This window comes from Phocaeicola faecium, from assembly GCF_014837055.1.
GTDB classification, from domain to species: domain Bacteria; phylum Bacteroidota; class Bacteroidia; order Bacteroidales; family Bacteroidaceae; genus Phocaeicola; species Phocaeicola gallinarum.
Genome location: NZ_JACSPQ010000001.1, coordinates 580,497 through 595,809 on the forward strand (window position 1 = coordinate 580,497; position 15,313 = coordinate 595,809).

Consider the following 15,313-nt stretch of genomic DNA (forward strand, 5'->3'; position numbering starts at 1 on the left):
ACACAAGCGTGTCTGACATTTTGTCTGATTTCAGGCGGATTGTTTTATGGCTTTTCAACAATCATCCGCAGTTTATCGTTGTCTTTATCCAACACCACGTGTAACGTATCGCCCGCCACAGGAGCCTCATTGATGATCAACTCGGCCAAACCGTCTTCCAGATTATTCTGGATAGAACGCTTCAACGGACGTGCGCCAAACTGAACATCGTATCCTTTCGAAGCCACATAACGTTTGGCATCGTCATCGATAACCAGTTTATAACCCACATTCTCAATCCGTTGATACAATCCCTTCAGCTCAAGTTCGGTAATACGGGTCAAGGCTTCCACATCCAACTGGTCGAACGTTATGATTTCGTCCAGACGGTTGATAAACTCAGGCGCAAACGATTTGTTCAACGCTTTGGTTATCACGCTGCGCGAATGCTCCTTGTCGTCGGTACGCATCTGAGCCGTAAAGCCGATGCCTTTTCCGAACTCTTTCAACTGGCGCGTACCGATATTCGAAGTCATGATAATCACCGTATTCTTAAAGTCTACCGTCCGTCCGTAGCTGTCTGTCAGTCGTCCTTCGTCCATCACCTGAAGCAACAGGTTGAACACATCGGGATGGGCTTTCTCTATCTCGTCTAACAACACGATAGAGTAGGGTTTGCGACGGACTTTCTCAGTCAGCTGTCCACCTTCTTCATAACCTACATAGCCCGGAGGCGCACCCACCAAACGTGAAACGGTAAACTTCTCCATATACTCGCTCATGTCTATCCGGATGATGGCATCTGCCGAACCGAACATCTGCACTGCAAGTTCTTTTGCCAAATGCGTTTTACCTACACCGGTCGGCCCTAAGAACAAGAATGTTCCAATCGGCTTGTTGGGGTCTTTCAGCCCTACACGGCTGCGCTGGATGGCTCTTACCAGCGTGTCTACCGCCTTATCCTGACCGATAACTTTGGCAAGCAGTTCGCTGCGCATTCCTTTCAGTTTGATGCTGTCTGCTTCCGCCATACGCCGAACAGGAACACCGGATATCATGGAAACCACATCCGCTATCTGTTCCGCATCCACCGTTTCACGGTTTTCTTTCAGCTTTGCTTCCCATTCGTTTTTCATCACCTCCAGCTGCTCCATATACTGCTTTTCACGGTCGCGGAAGCTGGCTGCAAGCTCAAAATTCTGTAACCGGACAGCTTCGTTTTTATTCGCCCGCATCTCGTCAATCAGCTTCTCCTGCTCTTCGATTTCTTTCGGAGCGGAAATGTTTGTCAGATGCACGCGCGAACCCGCTTCGTCCAACGCATCTATCGCTTTGTCGGGGAAATTACGGTCAGTAACATACCGCTCTGTCAATTTGACACATGCCTCTAAAGCCGCATCCGTATAATTGACATTGTGGTGTTCTTCGTATTTCTCTTTGATGTTCTTCAATATCTGCAACGTTTCGTCCATCGTGGTCGGTTCTACCAACACCTTCTGGAAACGCCGTTCCAAAGCACCGTCTTTTTCAATGCTCTGCCTGTACTCGTCGAGGGTAGTGGCACCGATACACTGTATTTCTCCGCGCGCCAACGCAGGCTTCAGCATATTCGCCGCATCCATCGAGCCGGCAGCCGAACCTGCACCTATAATGGTATGAATCTCGTCGATAAACAAAATAATATTCGGGTTCTTTTTCAGCTCGTTAAGTATGGCGCGGATGCGTTCTTCAAATTGTCCGCGATATTTTGTACCCGCCACAACCGAAGTCATATCCAGCGCAATCACCCGCTTGTCGAACAGTATACGCGACACTTTCTTCTCAACAATGCGCCGCGCAAGACCTTCAACGATAGCAGATTTACCCACACCCGGTTCGCCGATAAGAATCGGATTGTTCTTTTTACGCCGGCTCAAAATTTGCGCCAAACGCTCTATTTCCTTCTCACGGCCTACCACCGGGTCTAACTTTCCTTCCTCGGCAGCCCGCGTCATGTCAGTGCCGAAAGAATCGAGCGCAGGAGTGTCGTTATTCGGTTTCTTTTGCGAGGTCTGGGCAGACGACTGCTTTGCACCCTGCGAATAAAATCCGCCCTCGTTTCCCATGTTGTCCCGACGGCGTATTCCGTTATCCTCCTCATCGTCTTCGTCTTCTTCGAACGGAACTCCGCTTTGCGGTTCGGTTCTCGGAACCAGTTTGTCTATCAACTTTTGATAGCTCACGTTTTTCGTTTCCAGTATTTCTGCCGCTCTGTTCTTGCCTTCGCGCATGATAGCCAGCAACATGTGTTCGCTGTCAGCCATGTTTGCCTTTAACAGCCGTGCTTCCAATAAACTCATTTTCAATATTCTCGATGCGTTTTCGTTAAACGTTATGTCTTCAGAATAGCCTTCTGTAACAGATTCTTCACGCAGCATCACTTCCAAGCCGCTCTTTATTTCCTGCAAATCGATATACAAACTTTGCAACAAACCTACAGCTTTTCCTTCCCCTTCGCGAAGAATCCCCAACAGCAAATGTTCCGGACCGATATACGTGTTTCGCAACCGGTTGGCTTCCTCTTTGCTGTATGCGATAATGTCAGTCACTCTTTTTGTAAATTGGTTATTCATATAATGTAAATCCTCCTTCCAGCTTTGGTTTTTGCATTTCTCTGCAAAGATACATATTATAATAATAACTTTTATATATCTTGTTTTTTTACTTACAAAATGTGTGCCACAAAATGATAAAATTCATGCGGTAGAAACATCCGACACTACCCATAGCGATACCCGACGCTTCCCATAGTGTCAGCTGACGTTAGCCGTAGCGTTTAAACTCGGATGGGTTTGCGCTTTTAAGCGAGTAAACCGACACTTTTTTGCGCAAAAAGTTTCGTATATCAGGTAAAAGTCGTACTTTAGCATGGTTTTTCTATAAGCCGCAGAGATTATTAAATTAATATTTTACTAAATGCAAGAACAAGATAGAATTATAAAAATCAACATCGAAGAGGAAATGAAGTCGTCGTACATCGACTATTCAATGTCAGTAATCGTTGCACGCGCCCTCCCGGATGTAAGAGACGGCTTCAAGCCCGTTCACCGCCGCATATTATATGGTATGATGGAACTGGGCAACACGTCGGACAAGCCGTATAAAAAGTCAGCGAGAATAGTAGGTGAGGTATTAGGTAAATATCACCCCCACGGAGATTCTTCTGTGTACGGGGCACTGGTGCGTCTGGCACAAGACTGGGCAATGCGCTATCCGTTGATAGACGGACAGGGTAACTTCGGCTCAATAGACGGCGACAGCCCTGCGGCAATGCGTTATACCGAAGCCCGGCTGAAAAAAATCGGCGAAGACATGATGCAAGACCTGTATAAAGAGACCGTTGACTTTCAAAATAACTTCGACGATACGCTTCAGGAACCTACTGTCATGCCTACACGCATCCCGAACCTGCTGGTCAACGGAGCGTCCGGTATCGCCGTAGGTATGGCTACAAACATGCCTACACATAACCTTGCCGAAGTAATCGATGCTTGTATTGCTTATATAGACAATAATGACATCGACGTAGCAGGACTGATGCAGTATATCAAAGCGCCGGATTTCCCGACGGGAGGATATATATATGGTATCAGCGGCGTGCGCGATGCATACGAAACGGGACGCGGACGAGTTATCATGCGTGCGAAAACGGAGATTGAGACACATCCTACGCACGACAAAATCATCGTCAACGAAATTCCGTATAACGTAAACAAAAAGGAACTGATTGAAAACATTGCGGCTTTAGTAAACGAAAAGAAAATCGACGGTATTTCTTACGTAAACGATGAATCGGACCGCGAAGGTATGCGAATCGTTATCGATGTAAAACGCGATGCGAACGCCAGCGTGGTGCTGAACAAGCTGTTTAAGATGACGGCGCTGCAAACTTCGTTCGGCGTGAATAACATCGCACTGGTTCACGGACGTCCGAAACTGCTGAATCTGAAAGACTTGATTCACCTGTTCGTTGAACATCGCCACGAAGTGGTTATCCGCCGCACACGCTATGACTTGCGTAAGGCGAAAGAGCGCGCCCACATCTTGGAAGGTCTGATTATCGCATCGGACAACATCGACGAGGTAATCCGCATCATCCGCGCTGCCAAGACTCCTAACGAGGCTATAACCAACCTGATGGAACGTTTCCAGCTTACGGAAATACAGGCACGCGCCATCGTGGAAATGCGTCTGCGCCAATTAACGGGACTGATGCAAGACCAGCTTCACGCCGAGTACGACGAGCTGATGAAGCAAATTGCTTACTACGAAGAAATTTTAAGCAATGACGAACTGTGTAAGAAAGTCATAAAAGACGAATTGGTAGAAGTAAAAGAGAAGTACGGCGACAAACGTCGTTCGGAAATCGTATATGCTTCAGAGGAATTTAATCCGGAAGACTTCTATGCCGACGATTCGATGGTTATCACCATCTCCCACATGGGATACATCAAACGTACACCGCTGGCAGAATTCCATACCCAGAACCGCGGTGGAGTAGGCTCGAAGGGCAGCGAAACACGCGACGAGGATTTTATCGAACACATCTATCCGGCAACAATGCACAATACGATGATGTTCTTCACCCAAAAAGGAAAATGCTATTGGCTGAAAGTGTATGAAATCCCCGAAGGTAACAAAACATCGAAGGGACGTGCCATCCAGAACCTGCTGAACATTGACTCGGATGACACGGTGACGGCTTACCTGCGTGTGAAGAACCTGAACGATACTGAGTTTATAAACAGCCACTACGTGTTGTTCTGTACTAAAAACGGTGTCATCAAAAAGACATTGCTCGAACAGTATTCACGCCCGCGCCAGAACGGTGTCAACGCCATTACCATCCGTGAAGACGACCGTGTAATCGAGGTACGTATGACGAACGGAAACAACGAAATCGTAATAGCCAACCGGAACGGACGTGCGATACGTTTCCACGAAACCGCCGTGCGCGAAATGGGACGTACCGCTACCGGAGTTCGAGGCATTACGCTGGATGATGACGGACAAGACGAAGTAATCGGAATGATTTGCATCAAAGATCCGCAGAAAGAAACAATCATGGTTGTGTCGGAAAACGGATACGGAAAACGTTCGGACATTGAAGATTACCGTAAGACAAACCGTGGAGGTAAGGGTGTTAAAACTCTGAATATCACGGACAAGACAGGAAAATTAGTTGCCATCAAATCGGTAACGGACGAAAATGACCTGATGATAATCAATAAATCGGGTATTACGATTCGTTTGAAAGTGGCAGACGTACGTATCATGGGACGTGCAACGCAAGGCGTGCGGCTGATTGACCTCGAAAAACGTAACGACCAGATCGGTTCTGTTTGCAAGGTTACTTCCGAAGCCGAAGAAGAGAATATTGATTTGCAAGCAGATGAACAAGACACTGCGTCGACCGAAAACACAAGCGAAGAAAGCGAGAAACCAATAGAATAAATTTTGTATCACTAAATTTTTATAGTTATGAGAAAAGTTTTATTTACTGTAGCTTTATTCTTTACAGCGTGCGCCGTTTCTGCCCAAGAAAGCGTGGTAAAAGAAGCTAAATCAGCCAAAGGTAATCCGGAAGAGGCTGCTAAAATCATTGAACCCGCATTGGTTGACCCGTCAACAGCTAACGACCCTGAAACTTGGAAATTAGCTGGAGATTTTCAGAAATCTATCTACGACGAAGAAAACATGAAACTATATATACCGGGTGGTCAGGCAGATACTACAAGATTGTATAATAGTTTGGCAAAGATGTTCGAATATTACATGAAATGTGATGAAGTAGAACAAGCTAAAGTGAAAAGCGGCGAGCTGAAGAAACCGAAACTGAGAAAAAAATTGGCTAAAGCCTTGATTGCCGTGCGTCCGCAGCTGACAAATGCCGGTATCGAAGCATTTAACACCAATAACTACGAAAATGCGTTGAAATACTTCGGCTTGTATGTTGATGCACCTCAAGAACCGATTTTTGAAGGAGATGACGAACTTAAAAACGATACACTGGTTCCGTTGTTTGCCAATTATGCAGCTATGGCAGCCAGCTTTGTAAAAGATAATGCCGCTGTTATAAAGTATGGTAATATCGGTAAAAACCACAAAGAAGAAGGTTATCGTTCTTTGATGTTCATGGCTGAAACATACGGAAAAAGTGAAACTCCGGACTCTGTTCAGTGGCTGGCAACTATCAAAGAAGGTGTAGAAAAATTCCCGTCACAGGAATATTTCATCGGTAACTTGATGGACTATTATATCCAGAAAGGTAAAGTAGATGAAGGTTTGGCCCAAATCAATGAAATTATAGCGAACAATCCTTCTCCTTATTTCATGTATGTAAAAGGTGTGCTCCAGTACGAAAAGAAAGACTATGATGGAGCTATTGCTACATTCAATGAAGTGATTGCTAAAAACGGTGATTTCGTAGCTGAATCTTATTCAAAAATAGGTGATTGCTATTTCTTCCAAGGACAATCAATCGAAGAAGAAAACTTGAAAACTTCAATGGATGATCCCAAATATGCGGAAGGAGAAGCTAAAGTAAAAGACTTTTATAGCAAAGCACAACCGTTCTATGAAAAAGCCAGAGAATTGGCTCCGGATAACAAACAACTTTGGGGACAATTCCTTTTGAGAATTTACTGGAAACTCAACAAGGCTGAATACGAAGCATTAGAAAAAGAATTAAATTGATTTTCTAATAAGAAAACAAAAAACTAACAAAGAAGGCCGGAATAGAATGTCTATCTCGGCCTTTCTTTATTAATAATACATAATCAGTATTATGTTTAATTTATAACGGGATAAATTGAATACTCCCACCCATCCGGGCAAATCAAACAATTAACTATAAAATATAGGCATACAGAATTAAATGAACGGTGTACGAATACTGTCGACAAAATAAAACCGCAAATGCGATAAACTTTACTCGACATCTAAAGTAACATTTATATGGAAAAACATCCTCAACTTTTAGTATATAAAGCATCAGCCGGTTCGGGGAAAACATTTACCCTCGCCGTTCAATACATCAAATTACTCATCGAAGACCCACGGGCATATCGGAAAATACTGGCTGTTACTTTTACCAACAAGGCAACTGCCGAAATGAAAGAACGCATACTAAGCCAACTTTACGGTATTGCTTCCGGAGATAAAGACTCGAACCGCTATCTGAAAGAAATTTTAAAGACCACGCAGAAAAACGAAGCGGAAGTCAGACGGGCGGCAAGCGAGGCGCTGCATAACATCATTCATGATTACAGCCGATTCCGCATCGAAACCATTGACTCGTTTTTCCAGTCGGTCATGAGAAATCTGGCGCGCGAGTTGGAATTAGGAGCAAATCTGACTATCGAACTGAATAACAGCGAGATATTAAGCGATGCGGTGGACGTATTAATCGAAAAACTAACCCCTACCTCACCGGTTCTTTTGTGGCTGTTAGAGTATATCGACGAGCGCATTGCCGATGACCGTCGATGGAACGTATCGGGCGAAATCAAGAGTTTCGGAAGGAATATATTCGATGAAAGTTACATTGAGAAAGGAAGCGGCTTAAGAAAAAAATTAAACGATTCTTCTTTTATCCCTACATACCGAAAAAAACTTCAGGATATACGCGAAGAGGCATTGGAAGAAATGAAAGGATTTAACCAGCAGTTCACTGAAGTATTGGAAGCCAACGGATTAAAGCCTGAAGAACTGAAAGGAGGCTCGCGAGGGATAGGAAGCTATTTCAACAAGATAGCCAACGGTAATTTAAGTAGAGAGGTGCGCAATGCTACGGTAGAGAAATGCTTACAGAGTGAAGATGACTGGACTACAAAAACTTCAGCCAAACGAGAGCTGATTCGTACCCTTGCCGCTACCGAGCTGATTCCCCTGCTAAACGCAGCCGAAAAATTCCGTCCGGTAAATAACCTGTTGGTCAATTCATGCGATTTGTCACTTCGTTACCTCAATAATCTACGTCTGCTTACCCACATTGATGATGAAGTCCGTCTGCAAAACCAACTTCATAACCGCTTTTTGTTGTCGGATACCAACGCCCTGCTTCACAATCTGATACGCGAAGGAGACGCTTCTTTTATCTATGAAAAGATTGGTACAACCATCGATATCGTAATGATAGACGAGTTTCAGGACACCTCGCGTATGCAGTGGGAAAATTTCCGCCTGCTACTTGAAGAAAGTCTTTCACAAAAAGAAGGTAGCCTTATCGTAGGCGATATCAAACAAAGCATTTACCGCTGGCGGAACGGTGACTGGAAAATACTCGCCGGATTGGGACACGACCATAGTTTCCGCATCAACGAACAGACACTTGAAACCAACTGGCGCAGCGAAGCTAACATCATCGGCTTTAATAATGAGCTGTTTACCGCTGCGTGCCGTGTGCTTTCCGCACGCTATGAAGAGGAATTGGAAGAACCGTGCGAACAACTGACACAGGCGTATAGTGACGTTTGTCAGAAAACACCCAAGCAGACGGAACGGGGTTACATCAAGGTATCTTTTCTCGGAGATACGCAAGAAGAATCTTATGCTGACGCTACTCTGCGGCAGCTTGCCGAGGAGGTATCGCAACTCGTTGCGCAAGGAGTTCATACGGAAGACATTGCCATCCTTGTACGCAAGAATAAAACCATTCCTGCCATTGCCGATTATTTCGATAAAAACACGCCTTACCGCATCGTGTCCGACGAAGCATTCCGGCTTGATGCCTCGCTTGCCGTCTGCATGATGATAGACGGTTTGCGCTTTCTTACCTCACCCGATGACCGCATTGCCCAAGCCCGGCTTGCTTCGGCTTTCCAACAGGAAGTGCTGCGTAAAGATATCAGTCTGAACACCATCCTACTGAACGATATATCGGATTACCTTCCTGCCGGATTCATGCTGCAAACAGAAGAACTGCGCTTAATGCCGCTCTACGAACTGCTTGAAAAGCTATTTGTTATGTTCGACATGGAAAAAATAGAAAAGCAAGATGCTTACCTCTGCGCTTTCTTCGATGCCGTAACAGAGTATATGCAGAACAATTCATCGGAGCTGACGGCTTTCATTGCTTTTTGGGACGAAAAACTACACGAAAAGACCATTCCGTCGGGCGAAATAGACGGCATCCGTATTCTTTCCATCCATAAGTCGAAAGGATTGGAATACCATACCGTGTTGCTTCCGTTCTGCGACTGGAAGATGGAAAACGAAACCAACAATCATCTTATTTGGTGCTCGGTGGCAGGAACGGGAAAAGAAACAGACATTCCGCCGTTCAACGAACTGGATATCGTTCCGGTAAACTATTCATCGACTATGGCGGATTCGGTGTACTGTAACAGCTATCAGGAAGAACGTCTCCAGTTGTGGATAGATAACCTCAACCTGCTTTACGTGGCATTCACCCGTGCTTGTAAGAATCTGATTATATGGAGCCGTGCCAACCAGCGCGGGACTGTATCTTCTCTACTCTATGAATCTATCACTCAAATGAATACGCTGAAAATGGAAAGGACGTCTGACGGAAATGAGGAAGGTGATACAGGCGAAGAGGTATTTGAATACGGTGAACTTTGTTTATCTGAAAAGACCGAACAATCTGAATCGAGCAACCGCCTGCTTATGCATCCCTCTCCCCTCCCGTTGCAGATAGAAAGTCTCGAAACGAAGATAGAGTTTAAACAATCGAACCGCTCGGCCGACTTTATTCGTGGAGAAGAAGATAATCAGGAGCAATACATCCGTCAGGGACAACTGCTTCACTATGTGTTTGCTTCCATCGAAAAAGAGAGTGACATGCCTCAAGCCTTTGAGCGACTGCGCTTTGAAGGAGTGTTGGAAACGGAAGAACAAGAAATGCAAATCCGTAAGCTGGCTACATGGGCGATGAATCATCCGAAAGTAAAAGACTGGTATAGTGGAGAATGGACGCTGTATAACGAATGTTCCATCATCTATCTCGACGAGGATGGAACCATGCAAACCCGCCGTCCCGACCGCGTGATGATGAAAAACGGCGAGGCAGTTGTGGTTGATTTTAAATTTGGAAATAAAAAAGAGACATATAACGAACAAGTACGCCAGTACATGAACTTGCTTGCTCACATGGGTTATAAGCACATCCGTGGGTATTTATGGTATGTATTTGCTAACGAACTGGAGGAAGTATCATGGAAACATTCTTAAAACAAGTAGCACACGATTTATATGAGAAACTGAATGGCGATTTCACCAAAGTAGCCATCGTATTTCCCAACAAGCGCGCAGGATTATTCTTCAACGAGTATCTGGCACAGGAGTCTCAGCGCCCATTATGGTCGCCTGCCTATATCAGCATCAGCGAATTATTCCGCCGCTCTTCATCGCTGCAAACAGGCGATCCGATAAAATTGGTATGCGACCTTTATAAGATATTCATACAGATAACAGGAAGTAAAGAATCGCTGGACGAGTTTTACTTTTGGGGAGAAATGCTTATCAGCGATTTCGATGATGCCGATAAGAACTTGGCGGACACCGATGCGCTTTTCAGTAATCTGAAAGATTTAAATGAACTTACGGATAACTATGATTTCTTAGAGGAAGGACAGAAAGAAGCGCTGAGCCAGTTCTTCCACAATTTTTCTCCCGACCGTATGACCGAGCTGAAGCAACGGTTTACTTCGTTATGGAATGTACTGGGAGATATTTATACACAATACAAAACATTGTTGGAGAGTCAGGGCATCGCTTACGAGGGAATGCTCTACCGCAAGGTTATTGACACGATGGACGTAGCCGACCTCCCGTATGACAAATATGTTTTTGTGGGTTTCAACGTACTGAATAAAGTGGAACACAAGCTGTTTTCCCGCTTAAACGATGCAGGGAAAGCTCTTTTCTATTGGGATTATGACCTGTTTTATCTGGAGAAGAATCCACACGAAGCGGGAGAATTCATACGCCGGAATCTGAAAGATTTCCCTTCGGAACTTCCTTTATCGGCATTCCATAATCTGAACAGACCGAAGGAAGTGACATTCATCGAATCGCCTACCGAGAACGGGCAAATCCGTTACCTTCCCCAATGGATTCGGGAGAATCTTACTGCGGAAGAAAAAGAAACAGCTGTGGTACTCTGCAACGAAGCGATGCTGCAACCCGTGTTACATTCGCTGCCAGAGAACATACGCCATATAAACATCACGATGGGTTTTCCGCTCTCACAAACTCCGGCATACAGTTTTGTCAATGCGCTGACCGAACTTCACACCACAGGCTATAACCCGAACAACGGGCGTTTTCAGTTTAATGAAGTAATCAGCGTATTGAAACATCCTTACACGCGACAACTGTCCGCCATCGCCGAAACGTTGGAAAAGACACTTACCGAAGGAAACCGTTTCTACCCTCTCCCTTCGGAGCTGCAACAAGATGAGGTGCTGGGAAAGATATTCAAGCCTTGCCAAAGTAACCTTGAACTATGCGGTTTGCTTTCCGAAGTCATCAAACAGGTAGCTGTTATCTACCGCAAACAGAGCGCATCTGCCGATGATGCGTTTAATCAGTTGTATCGCGAATCGCTTTTCAAGACCTACACATTAGTCAACCGCTTCCGGACGCTTACAGAAAGCGGAGAACTGAATGTACGGCAAGATACTTTCAAGCGTTTGCTTACGCGCGTCATGTCTGCGGCAAGCATTCCTTTTCACGGCGAACCTGCCATCGGTTTACAGGTAATGGGCGTTTTGGAAACACGTAACCTCGATTTCCGCCATCTGGTCATGCTGTCGGTCAACGAAGGTCAGCTTCCGAAAACAGGCGGCGACTCTTCTTTCATACCATATAACCTCCGCAAGGCTTTCGGCATGACCACCATCGACCATAAGATTGCCGTTTATGCCTACTATTTCTATCGGTTATTACAGCGTGCAGAACGGGTTACCCTGCTTTATAATACGGCTACAGACGGAATCAACCGGGGAGAGATGTCGCGTTTCATGCTTCAGTTCCTCATTGAATGGGAATATCCGATAGTAAAGAAACAACTGGAAGCAGAACAATCCCCGCAAGGCTCTGCGCCTATCATTGTCGAGAAAACACCGGAAATAATGAAACGGATGCAGAGCCGATTCGATATCCGCGTGAATCCCAAAACCTATCTTTCTCCCTCGGCTCTGAATTGTTACATGGATTGTCCGCTGAAATTCTATTATCAATATGTAGCTTCCCTCTCCACACCCGACGAAGTGAGTGCAGAAATAGATTCTGCTAAATTCGGAAGTATCTTCCACGATGCTGCTGAGCACATTTACAAGGATTTGACCTCACACGGCAGCAAGACTATAAGCCGGGAGGCTATCGAAGCCTTACTGAAAGACGATGTGCGTCTGCGCAACTATGTCGATAGTGGTTTTAAGAGGTTATTCTTCAACATACCGGAAGATGAACGTGCGCTTTATAACGGCATACAGCTCATCAACTTCGAGGTTATCGTGCGTTACATCCGCCAACTCTTGCAAAACGACCTGCGCTATGCTCCGTTCACATTCGTGGCTTCCGAAGTTCCTGTGAGAGAGCAAATCGAAATCCGTACGCCTAAAGGGATGCTGAAATCCTGCATCGGAGGGACCATAGACCGCATGGACAGCAAAGACAATACGCTGCGCATCGTGGATTATAAAACGGGAGGCGATGCCGATATTCCCGCCAACATAGAATCACTGTTTATACCGGGAAAGAAACGTTCGAACTACGTTTTTCAAACTTTCCTTTATGCTTCCATTGTTTGTCGGAAACTTCGGGAGAAAGGAGACAACAGTCAGGTTGCCCCTTCCCTGCTCTACATCCATCGGGCAGCATCGGACAGTTATTCTCCTGTTATTCAGATGGGCGAGCCCCGAAAGCCCAAAGAACCGGTTGAAGACTTCAGCCGATACGAGGAAGAGTTCCGCAGCCAGTTGAGTACGCTGCTTGAGACCATCTTCCACCCCGACATTGCTTTTACGCAAACCGAAACAGAAGAAAAGTGTACCTACTGCGATTTTAAAACGCTTTGCAAGAAATAAGCGTTTTAATATCTCTAAATCCGGAATTATGTTTGTGCTATAATCACCTCAAGCGCGAACATTATTCCGGATTTCAAACTTTTTGCCATAAGTCAGCATTCGCCAAATCCATTCCAGCAAGCCGAAACGAAAACCGAAGAGCCATAAACGACTGAATAGAATTTGAAAAATGTAAACAAGGAATGCGATTACTTCTGTCTGTATCAATCCCACATTAGCTCCCCAGCCTAAACCGATACCATAAAATAAAAACATACCAATAACCGACTGTCCGATATAGTTTGTCAGCGCCATCCTTCCCGGTGCAGCCAGACAGCTCCATAACTTTGCTTCTTTTCTTCGGAGATAGAACAGGCAGATGCCACACAAGTAAGCCAGCCCCAACGGATAAACACTGATCGTATAAATCAAAGTATGCATTGCGTTTCCCCACGGATGTCCGTTCATGCTGCTCCATGCATAAAGCAATGACAATGGCAGTCCAATCAGAAAACCCAGTCGGGTTATCGTTTTTAACAAACCAATACGGGTTTCCAGTCCGGTGTACATTCGGTTACGTCCAATATAGAAACCTAAAATGAACAATCCGAAAACCTTGAAATAGCGGTTACCGTCCACAAATTCCTGCACACGGACTAATGCACCTTGAACAAGGAATTGAAAAACCTCTTTATAACTGCCCGCATCGCGCAACCAATAGCCAAAATTTTCTTCTGTTATACCATAAAGATTACAGTAATGCCACTGCGCACGAACTGCCGGAGCAGAAAGTCTGATGCCGAAAAATGCTGTCAGCGCATCTATAACAACAGGAATTAAAAGGAAAAAAGCGGAAACCTTTAATAGTCCCCTATCAGATACGTTGCGGAATAACGGGAGCAACATACCCAACAGGGCATACAACATTAAAATATCGCCGCTCCAAATAAACATCAAATGCAGAAAGCCTATGACTGTCAGCACGGCCATCCGTCGATAAAATATCTGAAAACCGTTTGCCCCTTTCCGTGCAGCATTAGCGATGATAATGGAAAAGCCAATGCCGAACAGCAGTGAAAACAAAGTATAAAATTTTCCGTCGACAAAGATGTAAAGCAAATAGCGCAATACATGGTCTATGCCCGATGTCGGCATGGCCTTTATCGTTTCACTGCTTTGGAATGTATAAAGTGAAAATTCCGGATAGTTTGCCATGCAAATTCCCAGTATCGCAAATCCCCGTAAGGCATCAAGAATGACATAGCGTTCCGACGATTTTACAGGAGCAATGTTTTCTGTATTCATAAGTCCTTTTTTTATTCAGTTTTCTTTTTGTTGACTAACATAACGCTACATAATATAACAGCCAGCCCGATTAATTGGATAAATGTAATGTCTTCTCCGCCCAATCCGCCAATAACCACAGCCACCACAGGATTAACATAAGCATGAGTCGCCACCTCGGTAGCCGGACGAACTTTCAATAACCATACGTAAGCAGAATAGGCAAGTAAAGAACCGAATGTTACCAAGTAAATCAATGACAGCCACGCTGCCTGCGATATCGTTTGAAAATCGACCTCTTCCCAGTCGTTCGATAATCCGGAACATAACCAGAACATGATACCGGCTGATAGCATTTGCCATGCCGAACCGGCAAAACCATTTATCCCCTCTACCGCCGATGAACGATATTTGGCATAAAGCGAACCCAACGACCATGATATACATCCGGCTACCAGTATCAAAATACCATATTCACCATGCTGATAAACAGCACTCTCTTTTCCCATCTGCTCAACATAAAGCATACCCACACCTATAAATCCCAACAGCAAGCCAACGACTGTTGTTACGCTGCTGAAGGTTTTCTTCCACATCGGAATGTCAAATACCATAATCCATAGTGCCGTAGAGGAAGCTACGATGGCTACCACACTGCTACTGACATACCGTTGTGCCAGCATAATAACTGCCATATCAATAAAAAGAAGGACAATGCCGCTTATTGCCGAACGCCGGACCAGAGAAAGCCGAAAAACCTGTTCGCCACGGATAAAACAAAGGAAGAGTAACAACACACCCGCCATACTGAACCGTAATGCGCCTAACAAGAAAGTAGGAAATCCGTGCAAGGCTACACCTATAAAATAATAGGTAGAACCCCACACTACATAAATCAAGAAGTAGGCTATCCAAACGGCATATCTTTTGACTGTTTTCATCCTTCTTATATATACCAAACTGTTTGGTTGCAAAAA

At 45.0% G+C, this 15,313-nt stretch carries 7 protein-coding genes; 4 read left to right on the top strand and 3 right to left on the bottom strand.

Features of this window, described 5'->3' with window-relative positions; all coding sequences use genetic code 11:
• Window positions 1-44 precede the first annotated feature (44 nt).
• Window positions 45-2,591 (bottom strand): ATP-dependent Clp protease ATP-binding subunit, encoded by a 2,547-nt coding sequence (locus tag H9626_RS02575; protein WP_191709475.1) that lies wholly within the window; start codon window positions 2,589-2,591, stop codon window positions 45-47.
• Between the two features lie 343 nt (window positions 2,592-2,934).
• On the opposite strand from H9626_RS02575, the gene gyrA reads away from it, so the two are divergent.
• The 4 genes from gyrA to H9626_RS02595 all read left to right on the top strand — a co-directional run bounded on the left by gyrA (window position 2,935) and on the right by H9626_RS02595 (window position 13,073).
• Complete coding sequence (gyrA, locus tag H9626_RS02580) at window positions 2,935-5,472, top strand: DNA gyrase subunit A (protein WP_225230859.1); 2,538 nt, start codon at window positions 2,935-2,937, stop codon at window positions 5,470-5,472.
• 27 nt (window positions 5,473-5,499) lie between these two features.
• Window positions 5,500-6,714, top strand: coding sequence for a tetratricopeptide repeat protein (locus tag H9626_RS02585; protein ID WP_191709476.1), 1,215 nt, complete (start codon window positions 5,500-5,502; stop codon window positions 6,712-6,714).
• 261 nt (window positions 6,715-6,975) lie between these two features.
• The gene (locus tag H9626_RS02590) at window positions 6,976-10,212 is read left to right on the top strand and encodes a UvrD-helicase domain-containing protein (protein ID WP_191709477.1); all 3,237 of its coding nucleotides are present in this window, start codon (window positions 6,976-6,978) and stop codon (window positions 10,210-10,212) included.
• On the top strand, window positions 10,197-13,073 hold the full coding sequence (locus H9626_RS02595) for a PD-(D/E)XK nuclease family protein (protein ID WP_191709478.1): 2,877 nt from the start codon (window positions 10,197-10,199) through the stop codon (window positions 13,071-13,073). The genes H9626_RS02590 and H9626_RS02595 overlap by 16 nt, the downstream gene beginning before the upstream one ends.
• A 48-nt stretch (window positions 13,074-13,121) precedes the next feature.
• Here the strand turns inward: H9626_RS02595 and H9626_RS02600 are convergent, their stop codons facing one another.
• Both H9626_RS02600 and H9626_RS02605 read right to left on the bottom strand, forming a co-directional pair.
• Window positions 13,122-14,357 carry a DUF418 domain-containing protein gene (locus H9626_RS02600; RefSeq protein ID WP_191709479.1) on the bottom strand — a complete coding sequence of 412 codons (1,236 nt, stop codon included), beginning with the start codon at window positions 14,355-14,357 and terminating at the stop codon, window positions 13,122-13,124.
• 11 nt (window positions 14,358-14,368) lie between these two features.
• Entirely contained in the window at window positions 14,369-15,277 is a 909-nt protein-coding gene (locus H9626_RS02605; RefSeq protein ID WP_191709480.1) for an EamA family transporter, read from the bottom strand.
• Window positions 15,278-15,313 lie beyond the last annotated feature (36 nt).

Excerpts from the sequence above, each read along its gene's own strand:
- H9626_RS02575 (WP_191709475.1), bottom strand. The coding sequence starts at position 2,591 with ATGAATAACCAATTTACAAAAAGAGTGACTGACATTATCGCATACAGC.
- gyrA (WP_225230859.1), top strand. The coding sequence starts at position 2,935 with ATGCAAGAACAAGATAGAATTATAAAAATCAACATCGAAGAGGAAATG.
- H9626_RS02585 (WP_191709476.1), top strand. The coding sequence starts at position 5,500 with ATGAGAAAAGTTTTATTTACTGTAGCTTTATTCTTTACAGCGTGCGCC.
- H9626_RS02590 (WP_191709477.1), top strand. The coding sequence starts at position 6,976 with ATGGAAAAACATCCTCAACTTTTAGTATATAAAGCATCAGCCGGTTCG.
- H9626_RS02595 (WP_191709478.1), top strand. The coding sequence starts at position 10,197 with ATGGAAACATTCTTAAAACAAGTAGCACACGATTTATATGAGAAACTG.
- H9626_RS02600 (WP_191709479.1), bottom strand. The coding sequence starts at position 14,357 with ATGAATACAGAAAACATTGCTCCTGTAAAATCGTCGGAACGCTATGTC.
- H9626_RS02605 (WP_191709480.1), bottom strand. The coding sequence starts at position 15,277 with ATGAAAACAGTCAAAAGATATGCCGTTTGGATAGCCTACTTCTTGATT.